Consider the following 23,846-nt stretch of genomic DNA (forward strand, 5'->3'; position numbering starts at 1 on the left):
TTATGGTTTCGAGATAAAGGAGTACAGCTAACGATGAAGTGGATCGTAGGACTAGGCAATCCTGGAACGCAATATCAAGGGACACGCCATAATGTCGGTTTCATGGCTATCGATGAACTGGCTAGACGCTGGGGAATCTCAGTCACGACGAACAAATGCAGGGCGTTAATCGGAGAAGGTAACGTGCAAGGCACGAAGGTTGTGCTTATTAAGCCAATGACGTATATGAATCTGTCAGGGGAGTCGGTACGGGGGTTCCTTGACTATTTCAAGGCCGATCCGGCAGAAGGATTGATTCTGTATGATGACCTGGATACGGAGATCGGCAAAATTAGGCTTCGCTATCAAGGAAGCGCAGGCGGACACAACGGCATTAAGTCGCTTATTCAGCACTTGGGCACACAATCATTCAATCGAATCCGCATGGGCGTATCGCGTCCGCAGCCAGGAATGAACATTGCCGATTATGTGTTGTCCAATTTCCCGAAGAGCGAGCAAGATAAGCTGGCAGCGATGATTGAGCAGACCTGCGATGCTGTTGAGTTCGGGCTTAAGGCTCCCTTCGAGGAGACGATGGCAAAGTTTAACCGCTAGCCTGTTAGAATCTGCCCCTGCTGGGCATACTGAAGGGTAATAACGACTCTTCAGGAGGCATACATATGGCTGTAAACTATATTTGCCGGCATTGCAAAACATCGATCGGCACCATATCGACGGCGGAAATAACGGAGCAGCAGCTCGGTTTCCATTTCTTGACCCCCGAGGAGCGCAGCGATATAATAGCGTATGACCCAAGCGGGGATGTAACCGTTAAGGTCGTATGTGATTACTGCCGGGAGGCGCTTGATGCTAACCCGGAGCTTTCTCTCGTAACGAGCCCGCTGCAATAATGGGTTGGCTGATTGGTTGTAGATGAGACAGACAAGAGCCTTGACCATGGTTAAGGCTTTTTTTTGAAATATTTTTCGTCTTATAACCAGACTTATATTTTCTGGTCATGACGTCAATGGCAATTGTCGTTGATGCTCCATATTCAAGACAATCACTTCGCCGCCTATATGACGGCGAAGTCATTTAGGGTTGAATTCATGTTGAGCGCTTGTAGAGACGGCTGCAGCTGTCATCTACTATAGATGCGTACTCATTCCTTGCAAGTCTGCTGTGTTAATGCAATCGGAGGTTTGAAGCAGGTTGAGCGGATCACGTTCCTCTCAGCGCTTCATGGCCAGCCGATCGCGTATAGAAACGGGGTGCCGCAAACGTTGAAAGCGCTGATTAAAGCTTTTGCCGCGGATTCGGATGTACAGTCAATTATTTCCGGTATTCGCAAAGGCATGCGCGAACAGATGATTTCGGGGCTAGCCGGATCTTCCCGTCAGGTGCTCATTGCAGCGCTGCAGGAAGATGTGGGCCGCCCGATGCTGGTCGTGACACATAATATGTTCTCCGCTCAGAAGATTGCGGAGGATCTGCAAGAATGTCTCTCGCAAGAACAAGTATTGTTATATCCCGCGAATGAGCTTATGGCTGCCGAAGCAGCGATCTCGAGTCCCGAGACGCTGGCGCAGCGCATGGATGTGCTGATCAAGCTGTCCAAAGGCTATCGCGGGATTGTTGTCGTGCCATTCTCCGGCGTTCGCCGCTACTTGCCGATCAGCAGTGTGATGGCTGAAGCGCAAATAGAGGTTAAAGTAGGAGATTCAATTCCTCTTGAGGCGTTCCTGCGTCAAATGATGTCGCTCGGTTATGTGCGCGCCGATCGCGTAGAGTCGCGCGGCGAGATGAGTGTACGCGGCGGTATTGTGGACTTCTATCCGCTAACGACCTCCCAGGCGTACCGAATTGAATGGTTCGGGGACGATATTGATTCGATCCGTACGTTCGATCCCGCAGACCAGCGCTCACAGGATCGGCTGCAAGCGTTTATCGTGCCGCCTTGCCAAGAAATATTGGCGGACGATAAGCGGATGGAAGCGGCGGAGCGCCATGCGCAAGGGCTGCTTGAGCAGCAGCTTGCTAAGATGACTGACCGTATGGCGAAGGAACGTCTGCGCGCGGAGATTGGCGGCGAGCTGGAGCGTCTGCGCGAGCATGTGTATTTCCCTGAAATTTATAAATATATTTCGTTATTGTACCCGGAACGTCAGACGATTCTTGACTATATGCCAAGCGATACGCTGCTATTGCTAGACGAGCCGACGCGGTTAATAGAGACGGCTAAGCAGCTCGAGCGGGATGAGGCGGAATGGTCGCTGCATCTGCTGCAGAACGGCAAGTCGTTGCCTGGCCTTTCGCTTGCGCGCGCTACGGAAGAGATTCTTCATACCCGTCCGTTCCCTACCTTGTTCTTATCGCTGTTCCTGCGCCAAATTCCGCACACGCAGCCGCAGAACATTTTGAATATGACGAGTCGTTCGATGCAGAATTTCCACGGTCAGATGAATGTGCTGAAGGCGGAGATGGATCGCTGGAAGAAGACCGGTGCGAACGTGATTATGCTTGCCGGAGGCGCCGAGCGGATGGATCGCATGCGCCGCGTGCTGCAAGATTACAGCATTGAGCCGCCGATGCTCATTGAGGGCAACCTGCAATCGGGCTTCGAGCTGCCTTCTTCGCATTTGGTCGTCATTACAGAGGGCGAGATGTTCTCGCAGAAGCAGCGCAAGGCGCGCCGGATTGACAAGAAGGTAGACAACGCCGAGCGGATTAAGAGCTATACAGAGCTTAAGGTCGGCGACTATGTCGTTCATCAGAATCACGGGATAGGCAAGTACGTTGGCATCGGCACGCTTGAGATTGCCGGCATTCATAAGGATTACCTCCATATTCTATACGCTGGCGGCGATAAGCTGTCTGTTCCGATTGAGCAAGTAGATATGATTCAGAAGTATGTCGGCTCGGAGGAGCGGGAGCCGAAGGTTAATAAGCTTGGCGGCAGCGAATGGACGCGTGCGAAGAATAAAGCCAGAGCGTCGGTGCAGGATATTGCCGATGATTTGATCAAGCTGTATGCGCAGCGTCAGGCAGCGCCTGGTTATTCCTTCGGACAAGATACGTCTTATCAGCAGGAATTCGAAGCGATGTTCCCTTATGATGAGACGCGCGATCAGCTCCGAGCAATCGAAGAGATTAAGAAGGATATGGAGAAGAGCCAGCCGATGGACCGTCTTCTGTGCGGCGATGTCGGATACGGCAAGACAGAGGTTGCGATCCGCGCGGCGTTCAAAGCGGCGATGGACAGCAAGCAAGTCGCTGTGCTTGTTCCGACAACGATCCTCGCTCAGCAGCATTACGAGACGTTCAAGGAGCGCTTCTCCGGCTATCCGATCAACGTACAGGTTATGAGCCGCTTCCGTTCCCGCAAGGAGCAGAACGACACGATGAAAGGGCTGAAGGACGGCCGAGTCGATGTCGTGATCGGGACGCATCGCTTGCTGTCGCAAGATGTAATCTTCAAATCGCTAGGCTTGCTTATCGTCGATGAGGAGCAGCGCTTCGGCGTGTCCCATAAGGAGAAGCTGAAGAAGCTTAAGACGAATGTGGACGTGCTAACGCTGACTGCGACGCCGATTCCGAGAACGCTGCATATGTCCATGCTTGGGGTGCGCGATCTGTCGGTCATCGAGACGCCGCCTGAGAACCGTTTTCCGGTGCAGACTTATGTTGTCGAATACAGCCCTGCCCTTGTGCGGGAGTCCATCGAGCGCGAGCTTGCGCGCGGCGGGCAAGTCTATTATCTCTATAATCGTGTACAAGGCATCTATCAGATGGCTGAGCAGATTAACGCGCTTGTGCCGGATGCTAGAGTGGCAGTCGGCCATGGACAGATGTCCGAGCAGGAGCTGGAGAAGACGATTCTCGACTTCCTTGACGGGGAATCCGACGTGCTGGTAAGCACAAGTATCATTGAGACAGGCGTCGACATTCCGAATGTCAACACGCTTATCGTGCATGATGCGGACAAAATGGGTCTATCGCAGCTGTACCAGCTGCGCGGACGTGTAGGCCGATCCAATCGAATCGCTTACGCTTACTTTACTTATCAGCGCGATAAGGTGCTGACGGAAGTAGCGGAGAAGCGCCTGCAGTCCATCAAGGAGTTCACCGAGCTTGGCTCGGGCTTTAAGATCGCGATGCGCGATTTGTCGATTCGCGGAGCGGGCAATCTGCTAGGTGCCGAGCAGCATGGCTTCATTGCATCGGTCGGCTTCGATATGTATTCGCAGATGCTGGCGGATGAGATTGCCAAGCGTAAGGCGGAGATGGAAGGCGTTGAGATCGTAGAGGAGAAGCAGGTCAGCACGCTGATCGATGTCAGCATAGACGCGTATTTGCCTTCAGATTATATCTACGACAGCATTCAGAAGATCGAGATCTACAAGAAGGTGGCGACGATTCGTTCCTTCGAGGAATCGGATGATCTCGATGCCGAGCTTGTGGACCGCTTTGGCGACTTGCCGCAGGCTGTTCAGAACTTAATGGCTGTCGCAAGGTTGAAGGTATACGGCAGCCTGTACGGCATTGAGCAGATTAGTCAGAAGGGCGACGATCTGACGCTTAGGTTCGCTGCGAGCGAGAAGCGGCGTATCGATCGGACGAAGGTCGACAAGTTATGTCATACGTTCGAGAACCGCTTCAAGCAAGGCGGGGAGCAGGATGAATATCCGACCGTCATGCTGCGGGGCAAAGGTCTCGCGATGGAGCAGAAGCTTCATATGATGGAACAATTTTTGCAGGCATTCAAGGACGTGCTTCGCGCGCAAGTACAGTTGCAGAATGTGACACCATAGGGGAGAATTCGCTTTTTGAGTTCCTTTTCTGATACAATACAAACAAGTTCATAATTTGAAAGGGGATTCAACATGTTGCAAAGTTCACGCAAATCGGCATGGCGCAGAAGCGCACTGCTCGTTATTTCAGTGGTGCTTGCTACGACGGTTATGGCGGCATGCGGCAAGAAAAACGACGATTATACCTTGGAATTCAAGGGAGCAGGTAAAGGTGACGTAGTCGCAACCTATAAGGATGGCGGCCAGGTTACAGCGGAAGAGTTCGACAATTACTTGTCTGTGTTCAAAATTATGCAGCCTACTTACGCGCAGATCATCGATGCTTACCAGCCGTTCAAGGAGCAGCTGCTTGAACAATTCGTATCGTACAAGATCATTGCTTCGCAGGCTTCCGAAGACACGCTTAAGAAGGCTCGCGAAGATGTCGCTACGCAAATGAAGGATTATGAGACGGCATTGAAAGATAATCCGGATCTAAAAACCGCTATCGAAGAGCAAAAAGTTTCCGATGACGATATGTCCACATACGTAATGTTGACGGCTACCGTTGTCTCTCATATGAATTCCAAAGTAACGGACGAAGAGACGAAAGCCGAGTATGAGGCGAATACGGCTGATTACACGACGATCAGCGCTCGTCACATTCTAGTGGCTACAACGACGCAGGATCAAACGACTGGCGAGGAGAAAGAGCTTCGCACGAAGGAAGAGGCGCTTAAACGCGTTAACGAAGTGAAAGAGAAGCTTAAAGCTGGCGGAGATTGGACTGCGCTTGCGAAGGAATATTCCGACGATCCCGGTTCTAATCAAACAGGCGGCCTGTATGAGAACGAGGTTGCAGGCAAATGGGTAGAGCAGTTCAAGGAAGCGGCGTTCAAGCAAGAGATTGGCGTGCTTGGCGAACCGGTTGAGGTTGAATACGGCTACCACCTGATCCAAGTTGAGAAACGCGATGTGAAAACATTCGACCAACTGGACGAAACAACGAAGGACTCCGTGAAGAACGCTGTCGCATATGCGCATATGGACAAGTTCATGACGGATGAATTGCCTGGCTACGAAGTGAAGGTAACTCTTCCTGAACCGCCTGCGGCAAGCGATGCTCCTGCAACGAGCGACGCTCCAGCGGCAAGTGACGCACCGGCAGCAACGGATGCTCCGAAAGCAACCGAAGCTCCAGCAGCGAAATAATAATGCAATAGAATAAGCCACATAGAGCTGTTCCATGATTTCATATCATGGGGCAGCTTTTTTTTGTGTGGCTGTATAGGAATGAGCGCTTACAAATACACGATCGTTCGGAATTTGATCATACAACCACGACTGAAGTCATATATATGTTAGTTAATATTACACAAACTAAGCATTTCATTAGCAATCAGCACCCTTTTTTGGTAACTTGGACTCATTTAAAACTTTTAATGTAAACTATATTGACATCAAAGCTGAGGCCATATTATGATAAGGATGCGAACGATGGAAATCAAATCCATGGAAACGTTCGGAAAATAGAGAAAAATTAAAGAGAACTGGGGAGTGGAGAGATGAAAAAAAGGTTGTTTTATCAATTCGGCTTATTATTAGTGGCATTGACGTTGGTGCTGGCAGGATGCGGCAATAACAATGAGCCGGCTGCGACGAATGAAGGGTCGTCGGAGGGTACGAATGCTCCGGCTGCGGCAGAGGATGGCATTAAAGTTGGTATTCTTCACTCCCAGAGCGGCACGATGGCAATAAGCGAAGTTTCGGTAATCGACGCAGAAATGATGGCAATCGATGAAATCAATGCAGCAGGCGGAGTACTAGGCAAAAAAATCATTCCCGTTCTTGAGGACGGCGCATCCGATTGGCCGACCTTTGCAGAGAAAGCCCGCAAGCTCATCTCAGAAGATAAAGTAGCAACCGTATTCGGCGGGTGGACATCGGCAAGCCGGAAAGCGATGAAGCCGGTATTCGAGGAGCTTAACGGACTTCTCTGGTACCCGGTGCAATACGAAGGTCTTGAAGCTTCTCCGAACATCTTCTATACAGGGGCTACGACGAATCAGCAGATCGTACCATCGGTATCGTGGCTGCTCGAGAATCGCGGCAAGAAATTCTACTTGCTCGGCTCGGATTATGTATTCCCTCGCACGGCAAACCTCATTATTAAAGAGCAATTGAAAGCAGAAGGCGGAGAGCTTGTAGGCGAAGAGTATACGCCGCTCGGCCATACGGATTATGCAACAATCATCAGCAAGATTAAGGAAGCGAAGCCGGATGTCGTGTACAACACGCTTAACGGCGACAGCAACGTAGCTTTCTTCAAGCAGCTTAAGGATGCAGGCATTACATCGAAAGATATTACAACGTTATCCGTATCGGTCGCTGAGGAAGAGATTCGCGGTATCGGCGTCGATGTGCTGGAAGGCCATCTGGCTGCTTGGAACTACTACCAAACGACAGATACGCCAACGAACAAAACGTTCGTTGAGAACTACAAAAAGAAATACGGCGACGAGCGCGTAACAGCGGATCCGATCGAAGCGGGATACACAGCCGTTTACCTGTGGGCAGCAGCGGTTGAGAAAGCAGGCTCAACTGACGTAGCCAAGGTCAAGGAAGCGGCGAAGGATCTGGAGTGGGATGCTCCGGAAGGTAAAGTGAAGATCGACGGTGAGACGCAACATATTTACAAAACGGTGCGGATTGGCGAAGTTCAGTCGGATGGACAGTTCAAGGAACTGTGGAACTCGGGCGAAGCGGTTAAACCGGATCCATACCTGAAAGGCTACGCTTGGGCCGCAAGCATACAACCTACCGAATAGGGTATCAGTAACGTCTTCTATGCTTAGACGCAGCAGTACACGGGGGAGTATTCGGAAGCTTCGAATGCTTCCCCTCTGTTTTTAATAACCAAGATGACAACCAAGGGGCGGTATTATGGATGTGTATCTTCTGCAGTTATTCAATGGGCTGAGCATCAGCTCGATTCTACTGCTGGTCGCTCTTGGGCTCGCGATTACGTTCGGCCTTATGAAGGTCATTAATATGGCGCATGGCGAGCTTATAATGATCGGCGCTTATTCCACGTATTTAACCCAAAATCTCTTCAAGGATTATCTCCCTTCGTCGATGTTCGATTGGTACTTCGTGCTTGCCATTCCGATAAGCTTCGCAATCGCATTCGTATTCGGCCTTATTCTCGAAATGTCGCTTATTCGCTTCCTATATGGCAGGCCGCTCGATAGTTTGCTCGCTACATGGGGTGTCGGCCTCGTGCTGCAGCAGCTCGCTCGCTCGATCTTTGGCGCGCCGAATGTTGCTGTAACGAGCCCTTCCTGGCTCGATGGAGGATTGCAGATTATGGACGGCACGCTGTTGCCGTACAAGAGGCTGTTCATTATTGGGCTCGTTATTGCCTGCCTCGTCGCCATGTACTTCTATATTTATCGCAGTCATGAAGGCAGAAGAATGCGAGCGGTTATGCAGAACCGCGATATGGCTGCCTGTCTCGGCGTATCGACCCGCCGTGTAGATGCGATGACATTCGCAATCGGTTCGGGTATTGCTGGCATTGCAGGCTGTGCGCTCACGCTGATGGGCTCGATTGGGCCTTCCCTCGGCACGTATTATATCGTCGATGCTTTTATGGTCGTCGTCCTTGGCGGCGTAGGCAAGCTGGTCGGCACGGTGCTCGGTGCAATGGGAATAGGCATGTTCAATACACTGTTCGAATATTGGACCAACGCATCGCTAGGCAAAGTGCTCGTGTTCGTCTGCATCGTAGCTTTCCTGCAATGGAGACCAATGGGATTCGTCGCTATGCGCTCGCGCTCACTCGATTAAATACGGATAGAAAGGCGGAAACCATATGCTGCAGCAAAAATGGACACCTCAGCGCATTTGGTTATTAGTCGGATACGCAGCAGCGGCAGCGGCGTTATTCTCTGCTCCGATGTTCGCAAGCGATTTTCGACTCAACTTACTGGCGAAATTTCTGGCCTTTGCGATTGTGGCGCTCGGCCTTGATCTCATATGGGGCTATACCGGCATCTTAAGTCTCGGTCACGGCATTTTCTTCGGTCTTGGCGCTTATGCGATGGGCATGTACTTGAAACTGGAGGCAAGCGGGGGCAAGCCGCCTGACTTCATGGGATGGAGCGGCCTGCGAGAGCTTCCGTTATTTTGGAAACCGTTCGAGAACTTCGGCTTTGCGGTCGCCATGGGCATACTCATTCCATCGGTTCTTGCGCTTGTGCTCGGCTATGTTACCTTCCGTAATCGGATTAAAGGCGTGTACTTTACGATTCTGACCCAAGCGCTCGTTATTATTACGACGACGTTGCTCGTGGGACAACAAGCCTACACAGGGGGTACGAACGGGATTACGGGTTATTCGACGATTCTGGGCGCATCCCTTGGATCTGCGGATACGAAGCGTGTGCTGTATTGGATTACGGCAGCCGTGCTGATCGCTGTATTTATCCTATGCCGTTATATTGTCGGCAGCCGCTTCGGTAAGGTGCTGCGCGCGATTCGTGACGGTGAGAACCGCGTACGGTTCATCGGTTACAATCCGGCTATTTACCAAATGGTTATCTTCACGATCTCTGCGGGCATCGCAGGTATTGCAGGTATGCTGTTCATCCTTCATGTCGGCATTATTTCTCCGTCCATGCTTGGCATCGTGCCGTCGATCGAGATGGTGCTATGGGTAGCTATTGGCGGTCGGGGCACCTTGATCGGTGCTGCGCTGGGAGCTATCGTCATGAACTGGGCAAAAAGCGAATTCAGTACCGCATATCCGGAAGGCTGGCTGTTCTTCATGGGTGGATTATTCGTTATCGTCGTCGTATTTATGCCAAAAGGCATTTCGGGCTTAATCAGCCAAATAAAATTCCGCAACAAAAGGAAGGAGAAGGAGCATGAAGGAGTCCGCAATCCTGCAGTGTGATGATGTGACGGTGGAGTTTGACGGCTTCAAGGCGATTCAAGGAATGGACCTCAAGCTGGAGAAGGGAGAGCTTCGTTTCTTGATCGGGCCTAACGGAGCGGGCAAGACGACGATGCTGGATGTGATCTGCGGCAAAGTTCGCCCGTCCAGCGGCAAGGTGACGTTCGACGGCAAGGTCGACATTACGAGGAAGAAGGAACATCAAATTGCCGAGCTCGGCATCGGGCGCAAGTTCCAAGCGCCATCGATTTTTCCTTCCATGACGGTGCACGAGAATTTAGAGATCGCGATGCGCCAGAGACGATCTGTGTTTGCAACAATGTTCGCGAAGATGGGCGATGACGAGCGATCGCGGATCGATCATCAATTAGAGATGATCGGTCTGCAGAGCAAGGCGTCCTGGCGTGCCGGGGGCTTGTCGCATGGAGAGAAGCAGTGGCTGGAGATCGGCATGATGCTGCTCCAAGAGCCGGAGATTTTGCTGCTTGACGAGCCTGTAGCCGGAATGACCGATAAGGAAACGGATAAGACGGGCGAGTTGCTGCATGAGATTGCCCGCATGCGTTCAATCGTAGTTGTAGAGCACGACATGGAGTTTGTCCGCAACTTCGCCAGCAAGGTGACGGTTATGCACGAGGGCAGGCTGCTCAAGGAAGGTTCGATGGATGAGGTACAGCGCGATGACCGGGTAGCGGAAGTGTATTTAGGGAAAAGGCGGGATGCCGATGTTAGCCGTTCAACAGCTTGAGGCGGGTTATGGCGAAAGCATTATTTTGCGCAATGTGACGCTTAAGGTTAAGCCGGGGCAAGTTGTTTGTCTGCTCGGCCGCAACGGCGTCGGTAAGACGACACTAATGAAGAGCATTATGGGGTTGTTAAAAGCGCGCGGCGGCTCTGTTGCCTATAATGGAGCGGATCTGACGAAGCGTGCGCCCGGGCAGCGGGCGAAAAGCGGCATTGGCTACGTTCCGCAAGGCCGTGAAATATTCGCGCAGCTATCGGTGTATGAGAATCTGCTGCTTGGACTGGAAGCGTCGAAGACGAAGGTGACGTCGATTCCCGAAGAAGCGATTGCGAAATTTCCGATATTGCCTACCATGTACACGCGCCGCGGCGGCGATCTAAGCGGCGGACAGCAGCAGCAGCTTGCGTTCGCAAGGGCGCTGGCCTCTAAGCCGGAAGTGCTTCTGCTTGATGAGCCATGCGAGGGTATTCAGCCGTCAATCGTCGATGATATTCGCGACGTTATCCGCTCGATCAAGTCTGACGGCAAGACAGCTGTGCTGCTCGTGGAGCAGAGCTTGGAGTTCGTCAAGAGCATCGGTGACTACTTCTACATTTTGGAGAAGGGCGCTATCGCTTGGGAAGGCGGACTGGATGCTTTGAATGACGAGGTTGTTCGCAAATATTTGACGGTATAATCATGGTGAGAATAGGAAGAGCGCCGCTCCTTGGATTGGAGCGGCGCTCTTTGTTTTTTTGGGGAAGCTGATCATAAATGCTTGTCGATAATGGCTTGATAGGCAGCTTTCGGCCGCAGCCCAACCAGCTTCTCCATCGGCACTCCGTCTTTGTAGAGAATAACGGTCGGCATGCTCATCACCCCAGCTTCCGACGCGGCGCCGGGTAGATCGTCACAGTTTACTTTTATGATGCGGATGGAATCAGCGTAGGCTACGTCTAGCTCCTCCAATATAGGGATCAATGGTTTGCAGGGCGGGCACCAAGGTGCGTTATAGTCGACAAGAGTAACTCCTTCGTTAATAGTTTCGCGTAGAACGGTTTCATTTTCGGCATTCAGAAGCCCCATTGTAATCACGTTCCTTTCAATAAAAGATGGTTATGTTGTTGTTGTATCCTGCTGAAGCGAAGCGATTCGATCGATCAAATTCGCTTTAATTTGATTAAGCTCAACAATTTGACGCTCGATTTCTTCCAGCTTACGCTGATAGATCGGCATCACCTGTGTGCAGAACGCCTCCTTATTCTGAAGGACGCACGTAAGAAAGCTGGCTATCTGTTCCGTCGACAAGCCTAAATTCAAATACAGCTTGATCGTCTCAACGGTTTGGGCGGTAAGCGGTGAGTATTCGCGATAGCCGTTTGTTTGGCGGATAGGCGTAATAAGCCCTTTTTGCTCGTAGTAGCGCAAGGAACGGATGCTGACTCCCGTCTCACGCGATAATTGACCAATTTGCATCATAAAAAGCCCCCGGGGTATGACGTTCCAAGCAATTAGGCATCTAAAACGCCTCATGCCTGGAATGGTTTAATGTAAGTATAAACGCTGACATTAATGTCAGGGTCAACAGATTTTTTTGCCGGCTATCGGCGTCACTTATTGCACACGAGCTCCCGCTCTGGCTACAATAGCGAAAAACCCTTTCGCTATTTGCACCAATCGAAGCCACTACGCCGAAATAGCGAAACAAAATTTCGCTATTCGCGAGCAACCGAGCTCCAACTACTCACCAAGCCCCCGCCTTGGCCGCAATAGCGAAAAAACTTTTCGCTATTTGCATCAACCGAAACCTCTAAGCCGAAATAGCGAAACAAAATTTCGCTATTCGCGCGCAATCGAGCTCCAATCGCGCTTCCAGCCCGTCCTTGGCTACAATAGCGAAAAACCCTTTCGCTATTTGCACCAATCGAAGCCACTACGCCGAAATAGCGAAACAAAATATCGCTATTCGCGCGTAATCGAGCTCCAACTACTCACCGAGCCCCCGCCCTGGCCACAATAGTGAAAACCCCTTTCGCTATTTGCACCAATCGAAGCCACTACGCCGAAATAGCGAAACAAAATTTCGCTATTCGCGCGCAAACGAGCTCCAACTACTCACCGAGCTCCCGCCTTGGCCTCAATAGCGAAAACCCCTTTCGCTATTTGCATCAACCGAAACCTCTAAGCCGAAATAGCGAAACAAAATTTCGCTATTCGCGCGCAATCGAGCTCCAACTACTCAACGAGCTCCCGCCTTGGCCGCAATAGCGAAAACCCCTTTCGCTATTTGCACTAACCCAAGCCTCTACGCCGAAATAGCGAAACAAAATTTCGCTATTCGCGCGCGATCGATCCCTAACTACTCACCGAGCACCCGCCTTGGCCGCAATAGCGAAACCCCTTACGCTATTCACCAGCAATTAATTTGTTCAACCAAATCATTTGCAACTATTTGTAAAAAGTGATATCATAAAAATATCAAAACAATATGATCACAAGGGGTGGCGCTTTTGAAAGAGAAAAAGTCGTGGTACGTAAGCGGATATATGGCATTGCTGGTCTCGATAATAGCTGTGATTGGCGGCATTGTTCTGTTCGTTAATGAAGCACCTGTCGATGACCCGTCTGAACTGCTGATCGGCATCGGAGTATTTCTTGTTTTTTTTGCGATAATCTGTTTGTCATCTTTAATGATTGTGCAACCGAACGAAGCTAAGGTTGTTACTTTCTTCGGTACGTATAAGGGAACGGTTGTGGAGAGCGGCTTGTGGATGGTACTGCCACTAACGAACAAGAAGAATGTGTCGCTTAAGGTGCGCAACTTTAATAGCCAGACGCTGAAGGTCAATGATGCCGAAGGCAATCCGGTCGAGATTGGCGCAGTCGTCGTCTTCAAAGTACAGGATACGGCGAGCGCGACATTCGACGTCGATAATTACGAGCGCTTCGTCGAGATTCAAAGCGAGACGGCGGTGCGGCATATTGCGGCTCAATACCCGTATGACACCTACGGCACGGATGACGTGTTATCGCTGCGCGGCAATGCGGATGAAGTAGCGGCTGAGCTGCTTAAAGAGCTGCAAACAAGGCTAGTTGTTGCAGGCGTACAAGTGCTGGAGACGAGACTTACGCATCTTGCTTATGCGCCTGAAATTGCAAGCGCCATGCTGCAGCGGCAGCAGGCAATGGCTATCGTAGCAGCAAGGCAGAAGATCGTCGAAGGGGCGGTCGGTATGGTGGATATGGCGCTTAAGCAGTTGGAGGAGAACGGAATCGAGCTTGATACGGAGCGGCGCGCGGCAATGGTCAACAATCTGATGGTAGCGATCGTATCGGATCGTTCGGCTACCCCGGTAATTAATACGGGATCGCTCTACACCTAACGGGCTAATCGAATGGGAAAAGAAAAGAAAGCATTCGCGCTCCGATTAGATCCCGAACTCCATCGCGCGCTTGAGCTGTGGGCTGCGGATGAATTCCGCAGTGTGAACGGCCATATAGAGTTTCTGCTGCGCGAGGCGTTAGGTAAGGCAGGCCGGCTCAAGGCTGTACGTCCTCCTATGCCTCCGAGCGATTCAGATGATGAGCATCAAGCTTGAAATTGAATGAGAAGACAGGTGACCGAAACCTAATCGGTCACCTGTCTTTTTTATTTTCAAATATTGGAGCGGACAAGCATTACATTATTTCCGCATATTGCAAAGGCCCCGCAACAATACTATTTAGGTGTATGTGGGAAACCGAAGTCGACCTAAAGAAAACACACCTCTTATCCTAAGTTCGCGCATTGTAAGGGGTTGCAGATCAGAGCATAATGAACACATCCACAAATAAGGGGGATACACAAATGAACAAAATGAATGGCATATTGAAAGTTGCTATGGCAGGTACGCTGGCACTTAGCCTTGCGGCATGCGGCGCTAACAACGGCAACAACGAAGGCGCGAACACTGGCACGAACGGTGGTACTGACAACGGCGGCGGCAAGAAAGACAACATTACAATCACGTTCCAAAACATTTATCCGGACCCTACCGATCCGAAAAACGGCATGATGAAAAAAATCGTAGCTCAATACGAAAAAGATCATCCGGGCGTGAAGATCGAACTCGACTCGCTAAATACGGACCAACAAAAAGTGAAGCTCAAAACACAAGCAGCTTCGCGTGAAGTTCCAGACATTACGGTCGTTAACCCTGCTGCGCAAATGCAACCTTTCGTAGAAGCGAAGCTGTTCGCTCCTCTGAACGACATGGTAGCAGAGAATGGCCTGAAGGATACGTTCCAAGAAGGTATTCTTGATTTCTACTCGTTCGACGACAACCTGTACGCTTTGCCGGATGGCAACAACATCGGCCTTGTGTACTACAATAAAGAGCTGTTCGACCAAGCTGGCGTAAAAGTGCCAACAACGTTCGAAGAAATGGTACAAGTCGTTAAAGATTTGAAAGCTAAAGGCATTCAGCCAATGGCAATCGGCGAGAAAGACACTTGGACAGGTTCGTTCTTGTTCATGAACGTATTGTTACGTACGAACGGCCCTGGCTTCCTGCAAGAAGTTGTTGACGGCAAGAAAACGTTCGAAGATCCAGCATTCACGGAAGCTGTTGATGCTTTCCAAAGCTTGATCCAAGCTGGCGCATTCCAAGAAGGCGCTACATCGTTCGACTACAATGCCGGCGAGAACCTGTTCAAAACAGGCAAAGCGGCTATGTACTACATGGGCAGCTGGGCAACTGGCGGTATCGAAACTTCGTCCGTTAACGGCAAAGTGGGCGTATTCAAATTCCCTACTGTAAACGGCAAAGGCGATCCTAACGAATTCATGCTTGCACCAGGCAGCGGGTTCGCGATCGCCGCAGACAGCAAACACCTGGAAGAAACAAAAGATTTCTTGAACTACTTCATGCTGAACTTCCCTAAAGAAGCTTTCGAAGTTAAAGGCGCAGTAGGTCTTGCACAAAAAGTAGAAGGCGACTTCAAAGCTGCCGGCTACTCCGACATGGCAATGGAAGTTCTGGGCATGTTCAAAGACGTTAAAGGCGGAGACCTTGCGTTCGATAACACGATGAACCCTGGTACGGCTCAAGGCCACTTGACTAGCATCCAAAACCTGTTCGTTCAAAAAGTGGAGTCCGCAAAAGTATCCAAAGAGCATCAATCGGCTTACGAAAGCAACAAGAAATAAGATTAAGCTTTGAACAAAAAAAGTAGAGATAACGCGGAGCGGAGGGGTTCTTGCTTAAGACCCCCTCCGTTATCGTGTATACACATTTCGCCAGTAAGCGAACCATAACTGTGATGATTGTTTTTGTCATTTTTTTATAAGGAGGAGCGCGAGATGAACGTACTGAAGGTTTCTAAATTTACAATTGCGCTGTTCGTACTGCCATGTTTGCTGCTATACGTACTGCTTGTATTTGTACCCATAATCGTATCGATGTACAGCGGCTTGCTGGATTGGAACGGTATTGGAGAATCGAAGTTCGTTGGCTTGGCCAACTTTAAAACGATGTTTTTTGACGATGCCGTATTCTGGCCGTCTGTGCGCCGCACCTTGATGTTCGCCGTATTCTCCATGGCGGAGATTCCAGTCGTGCTGTTTATTGCTATATTGTTGAACCGTTATGTGAAAAAACCGAATTTCCTCGTATCGAGTTATTTTCTGCCGATTATTTTGTCGGTCGTTATTATCGGGCAGCTATGGAAAACCATCTATAACCCGGCTTCGATGGGCGGTATGCTCAATCAGGTTCTAGAAGCAGTTGGATTAGGCTCTTGGACGCAGGCTTGGCTCACGGATCCGAGCATTGCGATGTACAGCTTGTATTTCGTAGCTTTGTGGCAATACTTCGGCTACCACTTGCTCATTCAATTTACTGGTATTCAGAACATTCCGGCCGATGTGTACGAGGCGGCTAAGATCGATGGCGCCGACGGGCTTAAAGCCGACTGGTACATCACCTTCCCAATGAATATTCCGATCTTTAAGATATCGATCGTTCTTGCATTTATAGGTTCCCTACAAGCGTTCGACTTGACGATGGTTATGACGGGCGGCGGTCCAGCGCATGCGACCGACCTCATCTCGACACACATGTACAACATGTCGTTCCTGTCGATGAAGTACGGTTACGGAAGTGCTATTGCGGCATTCCTCGTGCTTGTCTGCTTGGTCGCAACGTTCATTATCAACTTCGTCTTCAACAAAGTAGAACGGAAATACACGTAAGGAGGGAACAACCATGAGTCAATCAATCGGGGCCGGCGCAATTAAACCACAGGCGAGAGTGAGAGGGAAACGGAGCTTTAGTATCGGCAAAATCGTATCGTATATTTTGTTCGGCATTCTGCTCGTTACCCAGTTGTATCCGCTTCTGTGGCTAGCCATATATTCGCTTAAGAGTAATGAGGAAATATTGGCGGGCAGCTTCTTCGCCCTTCCGGCATCGCCGCAGTGGGTCAACTTCACCAATGCAATTGAATCAGGAAATTATTTCAAATACTTGTACAACAGCTTGTTCGTTACGACCATTACAATGGTCGGGGTATTGCTGTTAGCCTCGCTCGTATCGTTCGCAATTAGCCGCTTCCGTTGGAAATACGGGCAGGCGGTCATGCTGATCTTCTTGATCGGGATGATGATTCCGATGCAAGCGACGCTTCTACCGCTGATGTTGATTTTCAAAAACATCCACATTCTCAATACGCACGCATCGATCATTTTGCCGTATATTGCATTCCAAACACCGATTGCCGTGTTCATTCTCAGCGGCTTCATGAGAACCATTCCTCATGAAATCGAGGAATCGGCCGTTGTCGACGGAGCGGGCGTGTTCCGAATTTTTTGGAACATCATCCTGCCGGTATCGATACCGCCGATGATGACCGTATGTATCTTAACGTTCATCAACATCTGGAACGAATATATACTCGCATCCACATTCATTTCGTCCGAAGCGCTTAAGACGCTGCCGTTCGGGGTGAACAGCTTCGTTAGCCAATATTCCGTCAACTACGGTGCCATCGGGGCGTTCCTCGTACTCGGCGCGTTGCCGGTAATCATTATCTACTTCCTGCTTGCCGACAAGATTACGAAGGGCATGGTAGCAGGTGCGGTGAAGGGTTAATCCCCTTCGCCGTTTTTGTCGTTTCAGCAAGACTGCGAGTCGCACATGTCGTGCGGCTTTCGTGCAAATATAAGATAGTATAAAATTATGTTCAATACGTTGGATATTACAGCAATAGAGAGGGGGAGCGGACATGTTGCGAAGGTGGAACCGGCATTCAATTCGAAGCCGGCTGTTTCTGTTATTTCTCATATCGACGATGACCCTCCTCATCCTCGTATGCGTGCTATATTACCAGAAGACAACCCAAATCATTCATTCCAAGATCAGCGATCTTGCTGAGAAAAATATTTCGCAGACGGTTGGACTGTTCAATCTGCTGTTGGAGGGTTATGACAGCGTCACGAAGTCGCTGAGCAGCAACTCCGAGCTGACACGGCTCATTATGGAGAAGGATAAGGAAGACGTTAACGGCGAGGTTGGCTTTATTAGCGAACGATCGATTACGAATTTGCTCGGGGCGGCGTATTATTCGCGGGATGATATTATCGGCATTCATATTATATCGGCGGGCGGCAAGGTATACAGCTATGAACGCCGATTCGCCGGCATCGTCGATCGGAACTACAGCTCGACCGATTGGTACCGGAAGCTCGTCGAATCGAACGGGAAAATGGTTTGGCTCGGGTTGTCGCAGGGATCGTTGATTAATAGCATTTTGCAGCAGGATACCGTATTCGTTTTTGGTCGTCAGCTGTATGACTTCAACAATTACAAGCCAATCGGCATCCTTCTAATCGAGACCGATCCGAAGCCGATTATGTCTGCCTTGTCTAATGTTACAATCAGTCCCAATAGTAGAGTTTATATCGTAGATCCTGATAATCGTGTCATTGCGACGACCGATCCAGGTATCTCGACCGATGATGATAAGCAGAAGCGGTATCCGTCCTTCAACGGGTTGCCTAGGCCAACCGATAATGAAATCGTCATCGACAACGGAACGGATCAGCTTATTGTATCGGCTAACGCGGCGATGGCTAATTGGACCGTATTCGGATTAACCCCGAAAGCGGATATAAGCGCGGAGCTTGCACAGACTAGACTATATTTATTGATCGTTATAGCGGCCGTCATCGTTCTGTCTACAGTGCTGGCAAGCTTAATCTCCCGCAATATCGCGAGGCCCCTCAAGCTGCTCATTCGTGAGATGAGACAAGTAGAGATGGGGAACTTTCGCGGTGCGGTGAACGTCAATTCGTACGAGGAGATCAACAGCCTCGTATCGTCCTTCAATCGGATGGTGCTGCGGATGGACGAATTGATCGAACGAATAACTCTCTCCTCCATTAGTGAGAAGAACGCAGAGCTGCAGGCGCTGCAGTCGCAGGTGAACCCGCATTTTCTATATAACACGCTTGATATGATTTACTGGATGCTGGACGAGCGCGAGAATGACCTTCTCGGGCGCGTGATTCTTTCTTTGTCGCAAATGTTCCGCTACAGCAGCCACTGGGAGGAAGCATCCAAGACGACACTGCGTCAGGAGCTTGATCAGATGCGTCATTATATGACGATTATAGAGAATCGACTTGAAGGTCGGGTGACGACGGAGATCGATGTCGAGGACCGGTGGCTGGACGCGCCGATGCCGAAGATGACGCTGCAGCCGATTATCGAGAATGCGGTGAAGAGCGGTCTTGAACCGCTTGATCAGGGGCGGCCGGGTATATTGCGGGTATACGCGGAGGCGGATGAGGAAGCTAGAGAGCTGCGCATCGTTATATCTGACAACGGAATAGGCATGAGCGAGGAAACGCTTGAACATATTAGACGATTGATTAAAGAGCCGGTATTCGGCAGAAGTACGCAGAGCGAACCGGGAATCGAGCCGGTAAGGCGGGGAATTGGCCTTCCGAACGTTCATCATAGGCTGGTCATTATGTTCGGCGAGTCTTACGGGCTTCGCATTGATAGCGTACAAGAGGAAGGGACGACGGTTGTAATCGTTATGCCGCTTCCCGTCTTATAGGAAGGAGGATGGTAAGATGAATATTTTGATTGTAGACGACGAGAAGGTGATTAGGGAGGGGATCAAGCGGACGCTTGAGAACCACTTTAAAGAACATGCCGTATTTCTGGCAAGCAACCCGGAAGAAGCGGTGATGCGGCTGCGCAGTAATCGGATCGATGTCGTGCTAACCGATATATTGATGCCGGGCATGTCGGGTCTGGAGCTGATGAAGCTGACTGCAGACAGCTATTCGCATATGAAGTGGGTCGTCATCTCGGCTCATTCCGAATTCGCATATGCCCAGGAAGCGGTTCGGCTTGGCGCAAAAAATTATTTGCTGAAGCCAATCGGTAAAGAAATATTGATTGAGATGATCGAAAAGCTGAGCGAGGAAATTATGCGTGAGAAGGAATTGACGCAGGACGCCGAGCTTCTGAAAGTGAACCGCAACTACTTGCGCGAGGCGGTGTTCCAGCGATGGGCATCGGGACTCGACATTGGGCGTATCGATGTAAACCCGTTCATGGAAAGCCATCCTCACTTTCATCTCATTATGGTGAAGATGGATAGCGAGAAGGTAGTCCACTTGGAGCATTTCATTATCGAGAATGTGCTTAGCGAGCTGATTGGTCGTTACGGTAAGGGTTTCGTGACTATTCATGATAATAAGAGCTTGCTTGGTCTCATTACGCTTGAGGAGGGGCATACGCTGGCCTCGCTGCTCGAGGAATTGCGCTCACACCTCATCAAATACTTGCGCGTGCCTTTCCAGATCATGCATACGGAGCAGATCGAGGATGTGAATGCGATACCGGCCGAGGTGCACCGGATGAGGCAGGCTTCCTCGACACAGGTATATGAGCATTATGCGAGCGGCGGCGATCAAGCCATTGAAGTCGCCCAGCAATATATCCGGACTCATTACCATGCCGATCTGTCGCTGGAGAAGGTGGCGTCTATCGTCTACTTGAATCCGGTCTACTTCAGCCAGCTGTTCAAGCAGAAGACGGGCCTGGGCTTTAAGGAATATGTCATCGGACTGCGAATGGAGCAGGCGAAGCAGCTGCTGCTTAATCGGAAGCTTAAGCTTGCCGACATCGCGGAACGCATTGGATATCAGGATATTCGTCACTTCTCCCAGCTATTCCGCAAGAAATACGGCGAGACGCCTTCGGAGTTCAGGCAGAAAAGCGAGCATGCGGTGCATACGGAATAGCGTAGAGATCACTTAGAAGCGTCCATCGAAGGGAATCGATGGACGCTTCTTTTTGCCGCCAATATTAAGAAGTTCTTCATAATTATTGTGAAGGGATATTAAGAAATCTCGATTACTATTAAAATATGGAAAGAGAATAGCTGCGGGGAAAGCGAGGAAGGGCATGGAGCAGTACGTTGTGCTTGTTGTGGACGATGATCAGGAAATACGCGATGCGATCGAGATTTATTTGAAGAACGAGGGCGTCTCCGTACGCAAGGCGAAGGACGGTATGGAAGCGCTGGATGTAATTAATGAGCATCCTGTTCACCTTATTATTTTGGACATTATGATGCCTAGATTGGACGGAATAGCTGCTACCTATAAGATTCGCGATAAAAAGAATATACCGATTCTTATCTTGAGCGCTAAGAGCGAGGATGTCGACAAAATATTAGGGCTTCACGTTGGGGCGGATGATTATGTGACGAAGCCGTTTAATCCTATGGAGCTTGTAGCCCGCGTAAAGTCGCTATTGCGCAGATATGTGAACTTAGGGGCTTACGAAGGTATACGCAAAGCGATTGAATTGAATGGACTTGGCCTCGATAAGGAGGCTAAGGCAGTGACGGTTCACGGTGATCCGGTCAAGCTGACGCCGATCGAATATAAGATTGTGGAGCTGCTTATGACAAATGCCGGACGGGTTTTCTCCATTAACGAGATTTACGAACGCGTATGGAACGAGCAAGGCTACAATGCTGAAAATACGGTTGCCGTACATATCCGCAAAATCCGCGAAAAAATCGAAATCGATCCCAAAAATCCGAGATACTTGAAGGTGGTGTGGGGAATTGGATACAAAATGGAGAAGTAGATTAACCGTATTTGTCTACGCGCTGTTATTCATTGTCGGTCTAAGCGGACCGTTGACATTGATCTCCTTGAGCGACAACTATGTGTATCGCGATTATTACCATACGCCGGAATTTCAAAAACAGCTGGACGGGTTCGCTCAATTTTTGAACTTGTTCGAGCTGAATGCGGTATCGCCCGAGGATGCGAAGTCGTCTATTGCGGTTAGCGAGGATGAGATTTACGAGTATCGCAACGGGCTTGGTTCGTTCACTGATACGATGGCTAATCTTAAGCTCGAATACGGGCCTCGGATTGAAGAAGCGCTGGCGGCCGACAATCAAGAAGCGGTGGATTTCTACACGGCGGAGCGGGATCAGAGAATAAAAGAAGCCACAAGGGCCTTCCAAGATGACGAGTATGTCAGATCGGTACTCATGAAACAAAAGGAACAAAGGATTGAGTTTTATTATGAGGAGCGGGAAAACTTCCGCGGCGAATATAACGACTTCAAGATGCAGTTCGATTATTTCTTCAAAAATAGCATGAACGGAAAAGTTGTTACGAATCTTGGCATTCTGCAGGAACAACTAGCTAACCGCAAGATGATTGCTGACGATAAGAGGTTCACGACCAGCTATACGGTATCTTCGAATCTATCCTTTCATGAATGGATTTCGAACCATGATCTGATCCAACTCCCACTCGACTCGTATGAAGGCATTGTAGGGGTGTCGGATAAAAGTCGCTTTGTTGACGAAGCAGATCGTTATCGGCAGGAGCAAATCCTATTGCTACTCTATGCCGTATTCGGCTTAGCTGCGTTTATCGGATGTGTCTATCACTTCAAGAAGGTGAAGGCAATTCCGGCAGAGCAAGGAAGCTGGGCGCTCTATTACAGCAAGCTGCCTATCGATGCCAAAGGTCTGCTGCTCTTGGCAACGGGGTTACTCGCAATGGGGCTGCCCGTTGCCGTGTCGGATCAATTCCAAATGATATTCGAGCAGCCATGGATCTACGGCAGGAAGCTTACCGTCATTATCATAATTGCCTCCGTATGCTGGGCTGCTGTAATCATGCAAGCGCAGTTGCTGGCGGCAGAGCGAATGGATAGAGAGAGTGTCAAGCATCAATGGAAGCAAGGCTTGTCGTACCGGATGGGCAAGCATGTGAAATCTTACGTCATACACCTATATAATGGTATGAAAGATGCCTTTCTCATCAAAAGCACAGGCGTGCTGCTCATGATTTTGTTGCTGATTGTATTTGGTTTGGGCGCCGCCAGCAACCTGCTGTTCTATGGCAGCTATTTTAAATTAGATTCCGCGACGGCAACTGTTTATTTAGCTCTGCTTGTGTTCATAGGGATTCCCGTTGTTATTGTTCTCGTGAAGAAAGTAAGCTACCTGAACCGAGTAGCGAGAGCGGCAGACGAGTTGGCAGCCGGCAGCATGGGACAGGAGCTGCCGGTAACCGGAAAATCGATGCTCGCCGCGATGGCTGCCAATATGAACATATTGAAACGAGGCGTTCGGACGCTGCAGAATGAACAGGCGCGGAGCGAGCGGCTTAAGACAGAGCTAATAACGAATGTAAGCCATGATCTGCGGACGCCGCTTACATCGATAATTACGTATACGGGACTATTGAAAGCGGAAGACGTATCGAGCGAGGAGAGATTGGCTTACATCGATATCATCGATCAGAAGTCGAAGCGGCTGAAGGTGCTGATCGACGATCTGTTCGAAGTGTCGAAGATGGCAAGCGGCAACGTGGAATTGACCCTTGCGCAGGCCGATCTTGTCCAGTTATTGCAGCAGGCGCTGGGTGAATATAACGATGTCATCGAAGGCTCCAGCGTTCAATTCCGCATTTCTATGCCTGAAACGCCGGTGTATGCGAGGGTGGATGGACAGAAGCTATGGCGCGTGTTTGACAACTTGATCGGCAATATGGTGAAGTACTCATTGGACCACTCGCGAGCATATATAGCGATACGTGCAGAAGACCATCAACACGCACATGTCACGTTCAAAAATATATCGAAATACGAATACAGCGAGGATGGCGAGGAGCTGCTTGAACGGTTCAAACGCGGCGACACGTCCCGGCATACGGAGGGCTCGGGGCTTGGTCTGGCAATCGCCAAGTCAATCGTGGATCTCCATGAGGGGCGTCTCGTTATCGAGACAGACGGAGACCTGTTCAAGGTTATTGTCATTCTGAAGCTGGAAGGTTAATGAAAAAGACGCGTCTGCACTA

At 50.0% G+C, this 23,846-nt stretch carries 20 protein-coding genes; 18 read left to right on the forward strand and 2 right to left on the reverse strand.

Features of this window, described 5'->3' with window-relative positions; genetic code table 11:
- Positions 1–33 precede the first annotated feature (33 nt).
- The 9 genes from pth (at position 34) to urtE (ending at position 11,147) form a co-directional block, all read left to right on the forward strand.
- Positions 34–594, forward strand: coding sequence for an aminoacyl-tRNA hydrolase (gene pth / locus V8F51_RS24460; RefSeq protein WP_337103132.1), 561 nt, complete (start codon positions 34–36; stop codon positions 592–594).
- Between the two features lie 65 nt (positions 595–659).
- Positions 660–890, forward strand: coding sequence for an anti-sigma-F factor Fin family protein (locus tag V8F51_RS24465; protein ID WP_337103133.1), 231 nt, complete (start codon positions 660–662; stop codon positions 888–890).
- Between the two features lie 372 nt (positions 891–1,262).
- The gene (mfd, locus tag V8F51_RS24470) at positions 1,263–4,790 is read left to right on the forward strand and encodes a transcription-repair coupling factor (protein WP_337103191.1); all 3,528 of its coding nucleotides are present in this window, start codon (positions 1,263–1,265) and stop codon (positions 4,788–4,790) included.
- Between the two features lie 72 nt (positions 4,791–4,862).
- Positions 4,863–5,981 (forward strand): peptidylprolyl isomerase, encoded by a 1,119-nt coding sequence (locus V8F51_RS24475; protein WP_337103134.1) that lies wholly within the window; start codon positions 4,863–4,865, stop codon positions 5,979–5,981.
- A gap of 353 nt (positions 5,982–6,334) precedes the next feature.
- Positions 6,335–7,597, forward strand: a complete 1,263-nt coding sequence (gene urtA, locus V8F51_RS24480; RefSeq protein ID WP_337103135.1) for an urea ABC transporter substrate-binding protein — start codon at positions 6,335–6,337, stop codon at positions 7,595–7,597.
- A gap of 115 nt (positions 7,598–7,712) precedes the next feature.
- Positions 7,713–8,618 (forward strand): urea ABC transporter permease subunit UrtB, encoded by a 906-nt coding sequence (gene urtB, locus V8F51_RS24485; protein ID WP_337103136.1) that lies wholly within the window; start codon positions 7,713–7,715, stop codon positions 8,616–8,618.
- 25 nt (positions 8,619–8,643) lie between these two features.
- Positions 8,644–9,726: an urea ABC transporter permease subunit UrtC gene (urtC, locus tag V8F51_RS24490; protein WP_337103137.1), complete on the forward strand. Its 1,083-nt coding sequence runs from the start codon at positions 8,644–8,646 to the stop codon at positions 9,724–9,726.
- Positions 9,698–10,474, forward strand: a complete 777-nt coding sequence (gene urtD, locus V8F51_RS24495; RefSeq protein WP_337103138.1) for an urea ABC transporter ATP-binding protein UrtD — start codon at positions 9,698–9,700, stop codon at positions 10,472–10,474. The genes urtC and urtD overlap by 29 nt, the downstream gene beginning before the upstream one ends.
- Positions 10,452–11,147, forward strand: a complete 696-nt coding sequence (gene urtE / locus V8F51_RS24500) for an urea ABC transporter ATP-binding subunit UrtE (protein ID WP_337103139.1) — start codon at positions 10,452–10,454, stop codon at positions 11,145–11,147. Before urtD ends, urtE begins: the two co-directional genes overlap by 23 nt.
- 71 nt (positions 11,148–11,218) lie before the next feature.
- Here the strand turns inward: urtE and V8F51_RS24505 are convergent, their stop codons facing one another.
- Both V8F51_RS24505 and V8F51_RS24510 read right to left on the reverse strand, forming a co-directional pair.
- Positions 11,219–11,536 (reverse strand): thioredoxin family protein, encoded by a 318-nt coding sequence (locus V8F51_RS24505; RefSeq protein WP_337103140.1) that lies wholly within the window; start codon positions 11,534–11,536, stop codon positions 11,219–11,221.
- Between the two features lie 30 nt (positions 11,537–11,566).
- Positions 11,567–11,926, reverse strand: a complete 360-nt coding sequence (locus V8F51_RS24510; protein WP_337103141.1) for a MerR family transcriptional regulator — start codon at positions 11,924–11,926, stop codon at positions 11,567–11,569.
- Positions 11,927–12,960: 1,034 nt separating this feature from the next.
- Here V8F51_RS24510 and V8F51_RS24515 point away from each other — a divergent pair.
- From V8F51_RS24515 to V8F51_RS24555, 9 genes are all read left to right on the forward strand, one after another.
- A complete protein-coding gene (locus tag V8F51_RS24515; RefSeq protein WP_337103142.1) occupies positions 12,961–13,833 on the forward strand; it encodes an SPFH domain-containing protein in 873 nt (290 codons plus the stop codon).
- A 12-nt stretch (positions 13,834–13,845) separates the two neighbouring features.
- Entirely contained in the window at positions 13,846–14,049 is a 204-nt protein-coding gene (locus tag V8F51_RS24520) for a toxin-antitoxin system HicB family antitoxin (protein WP_337103143.1), read from the forward strand.
- A gap of 248 nt (positions 14,050–14,297) precedes the next feature.
- Positions 14,298–15,638, forward strand: a complete 1,341-nt coding sequence (locus V8F51_RS24525) for an extracellular solute-binding protein (RefSeq protein WP_337103144.1) — start codon at positions 14,298–14,300, stop codon at positions 15,636–15,638.
- A gap of 153 nt (positions 15,639–15,791) precedes the next feature.
- Positions 15,792–16,682: a carbohydrate ABC transporter permease gene (locus tag V8F51_RS24530; protein WP_337103145.1), complete on the forward strand. Its 891-nt coding sequence runs from the start codon at positions 15,792–15,794 to the stop codon at positions 16,680–16,682.
- Positions 16,683–16,695: 13 nt separating this feature from the next.
- Positions 16,696–17,580 carry a carbohydrate ABC transporter permease gene (locus tag V8F51_RS24535; RefSeq protein ID WP_337103146.1) on the forward strand — a complete coding sequence of 295 codons (885 nt, stop codon included), beginning with the start codon at positions 16,696–16,698 and terminating at the stop codon, positions 17,578–17,580.
- Positions 17,581–17,713: 133 nt separating this feature from the next.
- Positions 17,714–19,552 (forward strand): sensor histidine kinase, encoded by a 1,839-nt coding sequence (locus V8F51_RS24540; RefSeq protein ID WP_337103147.1) that lies wholly within the window; start codon positions 17,714–17,716, stop codon positions 19,550–19,552.
- 16 nt (positions 19,553–19,568) lie between these two features.
- Positions 19,569–20,750 (forward strand): response regulator, encoded by a 1,182-nt coding sequence (locus V8F51_RS24545; protein WP_337103148.1) that lies wholly within the window; start codon positions 19,569–19,571, stop codon positions 20,748–20,750.
- A 163-nt stretch (positions 20,751–20,913) separates the two neighbouring features.
- Positions 20,914–21,606 (forward strand): response regulator transcription factor, encoded by a 693-nt coding sequence (locus V8F51_RS24550; RefSeq protein WP_337103149.1) that lies wholly within the window; start codon positions 20,914–20,916, stop codon positions 21,604–21,606.
- Positions 21,584–23,824: a sensor histidine kinase gene (locus tag V8F51_RS24555; RefSeq protein ID WP_337103150.1), complete on the forward strand. Its 2,241-nt coding sequence runs from the start codon at positions 21,584–21,586 to the stop codon at positions 23,822–23,824. Before V8F51_RS24550 ends, V8F51_RS24555 begins: the two co-directional genes overlap by 23 nt.
- Positions 23,825–23,846 lie beyond the last annotated feature (22 nt).

Origin of the sequence: Paenibacillus sp. YIM B09110 (genome assembly GCF_037167145.1) — a bacterium.
Taxonomy (GTDB): Bacteria; Bacillota; Bacilli; order Paenibacillales; family Paenibacillaceae; genus Pristimantibacillus.

Bases quoted from the DNA above. Each gene is read 5' to 3' on its own strand.
- V8F51_RS24545 (WP_337103148.1), top strand. From the start codon at position 19,569: ATGAATATTTTGATTGTAGACGACGAGAAGGTGATTAGGGAGGGGATC.
- V8F51_RS24510 (WP_337103141.1), bottom strand. From the start codon at position 11,926: ATGCAAATTGGTCAATTATCGCGTGAGACGGGAGTCAGCATCCGTTCC.
- V8F51_RS24540 (WP_337103147.1), top strand. From the start codon at position 17,714: ATGTTGCGAAGGTGGAACCGGCATTCAATTCGAAGCCGGCTGTTTCTG.
- V8F51_RS24465 (WP_337103133.1), top strand. From the start codon at position 660: ATGGCTGTAAACTATATTTGCCGGCATTGCAAAACATCGATCGGCACC.
- urtB (WP_337103136.1), top strand. From the start codon at position 7,713: ATGGATGTGTATCTTCTGCAGTTATTCAATGGGCTGAGCATCAGCTCG.
- V8F51_RS24550 (WP_337103149.1), top strand. From the start codon at position 20,914: ATGGAGCAGTACGTTGTGCTTGTTGTGGACGATGATCAGGAAATACGC.
- V8F51_RS24520 (WP_337103143.1), top strand. From the start codon at position 13,846: ATGGGAAAAGAAAAGAAAGCATTCGCGCTCCGATTAGATCCCGAACTC.
- V8F51_RS24525 (WP_337103144.1), top strand. From the start codon at position 14,298: ATGAACAAAATGAATGGCATATTGAAAGTTGCTATGGCAGGTACGCTG.
- V8F51_RS24505 (WP_337103140.1), bottom strand. From the start codon at position 11,536: ATGGGGCTTCTGAATGCCGAAAATGAAACCGTTCTACGCGAAACTATT.
- urtC (WP_337103137.1), top strand. From the start codon at position 8,644: ATGCTGCAGCAAAAATGGACACCTCAGCGCATTTGGTTATTAGTCGGA.
- urtE (WP_337103139.1), top strand. From the start codon at position 10,452: ATGTTAGCCGTTCAACAGCTTGAGGCGGGTTATGGCGAAAGCATTATT.
- V8F51_RS24535 (WP_337103146.1), top strand. From the start codon at position 16,696: ATGAGTCAATCAATCGGGGCCGGCGCAATTAAACCACAGGCGAGAGTG.
- pth (WP_337103132.1), top strand. From the start codon at position 34: ATGAAGTGGATCGTAGGACTAGGCAATCCTGGAACGCAATATCAAGGG.
- urtD (WP_337103138.1), top strand. From the start codon at position 9,698: ATGAAGGAGTCCGCAATCCTGCAGTGTGATGATGTGACGGTGGAGTTT.
- V8F51_RS24475 (WP_337103134.1), top strand. From the start codon at position 4,863: ATGTTGCAAAGTTCACGCAAATCGGCATGGCGCAGAAGCGCACTGCTC.
- urtA (WP_337103135.1), top strand. From the start codon at position 6,335: ATGAAAAAAAGGTTGTTTTATCAATTCGGCTTATTATTAGTGGCATTG.
- V8F51_RS24530 (WP_337103145.1), top strand. From the start codon at position 15,792: ATGAACGTACTGAAGGTTTCTAAATTTACAATTGCGCTGTTCGTACTG.